Raw genomic sequence first — 4,744 nt, forward strand, 5'->3', positions numbered from 1 at the left:
ATTAGCAGCCCTGGCAAAACCTCGGTCGAAATTGGCTAACTCTGCCAATTCGGGGCGATTCGTCCGCGGCGCGGGCATCGTGGCGGACGCCATCATCGCACGACGTGCGGACACGGAAAAACCGCCCGGGTGAAAACCCGGGCGGTCATTTCGCGGTGGCCACGTGACGGCCCTTCTGAGCCGCCTCGCCGTTCCAAACCGTGTCATCGGTCCGTCGTCAAGCGACGGGTCCGGCGATGCGGCTTAGTGGAACTGGCCCTCCTCGGTGGAGCCCTTCAGGGCGGTCGTGGAGGAGTTGGGGTCGACCGTGGTGGCGATGCGGTCGAAGTAGCCGGCGCCGACCTCGCGCTGGTGCTTGACGGCGGTGAAGCCACGCTCCTCGGCGGCCTTGAACTCGCGGTTCTGCAGGTCGACGAAGGCCGGCATGCCCTCGCGGGCGTAGCCGTGGGCCAGGTCGAACATGCCGTAGTTCAGGGCGTGGAAGCCGGCCAGGGTGATGAACTGGAACTTGAAGCCCATCTTGCCCAGCTCCTTCTGGAACTTGGCGATCTCGTCGGCCTCGAGGTGCGCCGACCAGTTGAAGGACGGGGAGCAGTTGTAGGCCAGCAGCTGGTCCGGGAACTCCTCGCGGACGCCCTCGGCGAACTTCTTGGCGAGCTCCAGGTCCGGGGTGCCGGTCTCCATCCAGATCAGGTCAGAGTACGGGGCGTAGGACTTGGCGCGCTCGATGCAGGGCTCCAGGCCGTTCTTGACGCGGTAGTAGCCCTCGGCGGTGCGGTCGCCCTCGATGAACTTCTGATCGCGCTCGTCGACGTCGGAGGTGATCAGGGTGGCCGCCTCGGCGTCGGTGCGCGCGATGATGACGGTCGGGGTGTTGGCGACGTCGGCCGCGAGACGGGCCGAGGTCAGGGTGCGGATGTGCTGCTGGGTCGGGATCAGCACCTTGCCACCGAGGTGGCCGCACTTCTTCTCGGAGGCCAGCTGGTCCTCCCAGTGGGTGCCCGCGGCACCGGCCTGGATCATGCCCTTCTGCAGCTCGTACACGTTCAGCGCGCCGCCGAAGCCGGCCTCGCCGTCCGCGACGATCGGCAGCAGCCAGTTGTCGACGGAGGTGTCGCCCTCGATGCGCGCGATCTCGTCGGCGCGGAGCAGGGCGTTGTTGATGCGGCGGACCACGGCCGGCACGGAGTTGGCCGGGTACAGGGACTGGTCCGGGTAGGTGTGGCCGGAGAGGTTCGCGTCGCCGGCGACCTGCCAACCCGAGAGGTAGACGGCCTTCAGGCCGGCGCGGGCCTGCTGGACGGCCATGTTGCCGGTCAGGGCGCCGAGGGAGTTGATGTAGGAGTCGTCGTCGACGTTGACGCCCTCCCACAGGATCTCGGCGCCACGGCGGGCGAGGGTGTTCTCCTCGACGACGGTGCCCTGCAGCTCCTCGACCTGCTCGGCGGTGTACTCGCGCTTGATGCCCTTCCAGCGGGGGTTCTCGTCCCAATCCTTCTGGATTTCCTGGGCGGTACGGGCCTTGCCGACGTTCGACATATCCGGGTCACTTCCTTAACTAGGACTTCGGGATCCGGGCCGGGTGCGGCGCTCGATGAATCATCGCGCCATACGGCATCCGGGATTGTGGGGTTACACGGCGTAGGCAGACGTCTCCCGTGGATTCGCGTCGCCGGGTGCGGAAAACACCCAACGAACGGTTCCGGTGACTGCCCGCTTTCGCGTGCCGTGGTTCACATCATGGGGGACGCGGTGCGTTCCGTCAAGGAAACTGGGTTGTAAATTTAAGTGCTTTTTTCCCGCAAAGTTGCGAAGAATGCAAAGAGTGTGATGTGACGCGCCCTCGGCACTTATGTGCTGGTGATGGTGCATGGCGACGGTGTTATTCGCGTCCGTCGTGACAAGCAGGTGAAGATCACCCCCCGCTTTGGGGTGGCGTGAGTCACTGGCGGTCAAGGTGTCCGCCGTGCCTCCGACGGCGCCTGGCTTACGGCGTTCGGGGGTGCCCCGGGTGTAGTGGAGATTGCGTGGTCAGGGCGTATTCCGGCAACCCGAACGGGTGGATCCCCGTTTTGCGCCCACGCGGGGGTGGTCGGGCGTCGGGCAGGGGCCGCCGTGCAGGGGGAGGCGGTGGACACCGGTCATGGCGACGATCGCGGAACGGTGCCGCGCGAGACGCGCATCACATATGGTTGTCCCATCGCCAACGGATGGCGGCCGGTGCATCGCGCCCGGCGGGTCCGCACGGCGGAACCCGGGTGCCGCGCCCCGACGCGGACGACGGGCCGTCGCCAAGCAACAACCCCCGCCACCACCCCCGGCCCCATCCCGCGACGCGCCCCGCATGGGACGCGCAGCGAGCGTGACACCGAGCGTGACAACGAACCCTTACTTAAGGAGAGCAATGACCGAGCGCATCACCGCCGGCGGCCTGCAGGTCGCCAAGGTTCTCTACGATTTCGTCAACGACACCGCCCTTCCCGCCGCCGGCATCGAGGACAAGGACGCCTTCTGGCAGGGCTTCGGCGACATCGTCGAGAAGTACACCCCGCGCAACGTCGAGCTGCTGGCCAAGCGCGACGAGCTGCAGGCCAAGCTCGACGACTGGTACCGCGAGAACCCGGGCGAGCAGGACATGGACGCCTACGTCGCCTTCCTGAAGGAGATCGGCTACCTCGTCGAGGATCCGGGCGAGTACGAGGTGACCACCGCCAACGTGGACACCGAGATCACCAGCACCGCCGGCCCGCAGCTCGTCGTGCCGGTGCTCAACGCCCGCTTCGCCATCAACGCCGCCAACGCGCGCTGGGGCTCGCTCTACGACGCCCTCTACGGCACCAACGCCATCTCCGAAGAGGGGGGCGCCGAGAAGGACGGCAAGGGCTACAACAAGGTGCGCGGCGACCGCGTCATCGCCTGGGGCCGCGACTTCCTGGACAAGGGCGTCCCGCTGCTCGAGGGCAGCCACGCCGACGTCACCTCCTACGACATCGTCGACGGCCGCCTCGTGGCCACCATCGACGGCAACCAGGTCGGCCTGCGCGAGCCCGAGGTCCTGGTCGGCTACACCGGCGAGATCGGCGACCCGGACTCCATCTACCTCAAGCACAACGGCCTGCACATCCAGATCCTCATCGATCCGGAGTCGCCGATCGGCAAGACCGACAAGGCCGGCGTCAAGGACATCATCCTGGAGGCCGCGGTCACCAACATCATGGACCTCGAGGATTCCGTCGCCGCCGTCGACGCCGCCGACAAGGTCCTGGGCTACACCAACTGGCTCGGCCTCAACGTGGGCGACCTCGAGATCGACATCACCAAGGGCGGCAAGCCCGCCAAGCGCGCCATCAACGACGACCGCACCTACACCGACCTCGAGGGCAACGAGCAGAAGCTGCACGGCCGCTCCCTCAACCTGGTCCGCAACGTCGGCCACCTGATGCGCAACCCCGCGATCCTCGACCGCAACGGCGAGGAGATCCACGAGGGCATCATGGACGCGGTCATCACCCCGATCTGCGCCATCCCCGGCATGGACCAGAACAACGCCCGCAAGAACTCCCGCACCGGCTCCATCTACATCGTGAAGCCGAAGCAGCACGGCCCGGAGGAGTCCGCCTTCACCAACGAGCTGTTCGCGGCCGTCGAGGACCTCCTCGGCCTGGACCGCAACACCATGAAGGTGGGCCTCATGGACGAGGAGCGCCGCACCTCGGTGAACCTCGACGCCGCCATCAAGGAGGTCTCGGAGCGCGTGGTGTTCATCAACACCGGCTTCATGGACCGCACCGGCGACGAGATCCACACCTCCATCCAGGCGGGACCGATGTTCCGCAAGGCCGCGCAGAAGACCGCGCCGTGGATGCTCGCGTACGAGGACAACAACGTCGACGCCGGCCTGGCGCACGGCCTGCAGGGCAAGGCGCAGATCGGCAAGGGCATGTGGGCCATGACCGAGCTGATGGCCGAGCTGCTCGAGCAGAAGATCGGCCAGCCGAAGCAGGGCGCCTCCACCGCGTGGGTGCCGTCGCCGACCGGCGCCGTCCTCCACGCCACGCACTACCACCAGGTCGACGTGTTCGAGGTCCAGGACAAGCTGATCACCGACGGCCGCCGCGACACCCGCAAGGACCTGCTGACCATCCCGGTCGCCGCCGCCAAGCCGGGCGAGCCGGGCGCCGACTGGTCGGACGAGGAGAAGCAGAACGAGCTGGACAACAACTGCCAGTCGATCCTCGGCTACGTCATCCGCTGGGTCGAGCAGGGCGTCGGCTGCTCCAAGGTCCCCGACATCAACGACGTCGACCTCATGGAGGACCGCGCCACGCTGCGCATCTCCTCGCAGACGCTGGCCAACTGGCTGCTGCACGGCGTCGTGTCGGAGGAGCAGATCATCGATTCGCTCCACCGCATGGCCGAGGTCGTCGACCGCCAGAACGAAGGCGACGACGCCTACCTGCCGATGGCCAAGGACTTCGACCAGTCCATCGGCTTCCAGGCCGCCAAGGAGCTGATCCTGGAGGGCACCAAGCAGCCGTCCGGCTACACCGAGCCGATCCTGCACCGCGCCCGCCTGGACTTCAAGGCCCGCCACGGCATCGACCAGGGCTAGACCAGGGCCAGACCAGGACTAGACCAGGGCCAGGCCAGGGCCAGGCCAGGTCGGCGCCGGGCCAGTCCAGGCCGGCGTCGGGCGAGCGCCGCGCCGGGGTTGATCCCGACCGCGGCCGCCGCTCCGGCCGCC

At 67.5% G+C, this 4,744-nt stretch carries 2 protein-coding genes; one reads left to right on the forward strand and one right to left on the reverse strand.

Annotated features, from left to right (window positions below; all coding sequences use genetic code 11):
- Nucleotides 1-243: 243 nt before the first annotated feature.
- Nucleotides 244-1,539 carry an isocitrate lyase gene (gene aceA, locus GX015_RS08050; protein WP_102212097.1) on the reverse strand — a complete coding sequence of 432 codons (1,296 nt, stop codon included), beginning with the start codon at nucleotides 1,537-1,539 and terminating at the stop codon, nucleotides 244-246.
- Between the two features lie 865 nt (nucleotides 1,540-2,404).
- Between aceA and GX015_RS08055 the strand changes: the two genes are divergently transcribed.
- Nucleotides 2,405-4,612: a malate synthase G gene (locus GX015_RS08055; RefSeq protein ID WP_291344210.1), complete on the forward strand. Its 2,208-nt coding sequence runs from the start codon at nucleotides 2,405-2,407 to the stop codon at nucleotides 4,610-4,612.
- Nucleotides 4,613-4,744 lie beyond the last annotated feature (132 nt).

The organism is Corynebacterium sp. (assembly GCF_012837295.1).
GTDB lineage: Bacteria > Actinomycetota > Actinomycetes > Mycobacteriales > Mycobacteriaceae > Corynebacterium.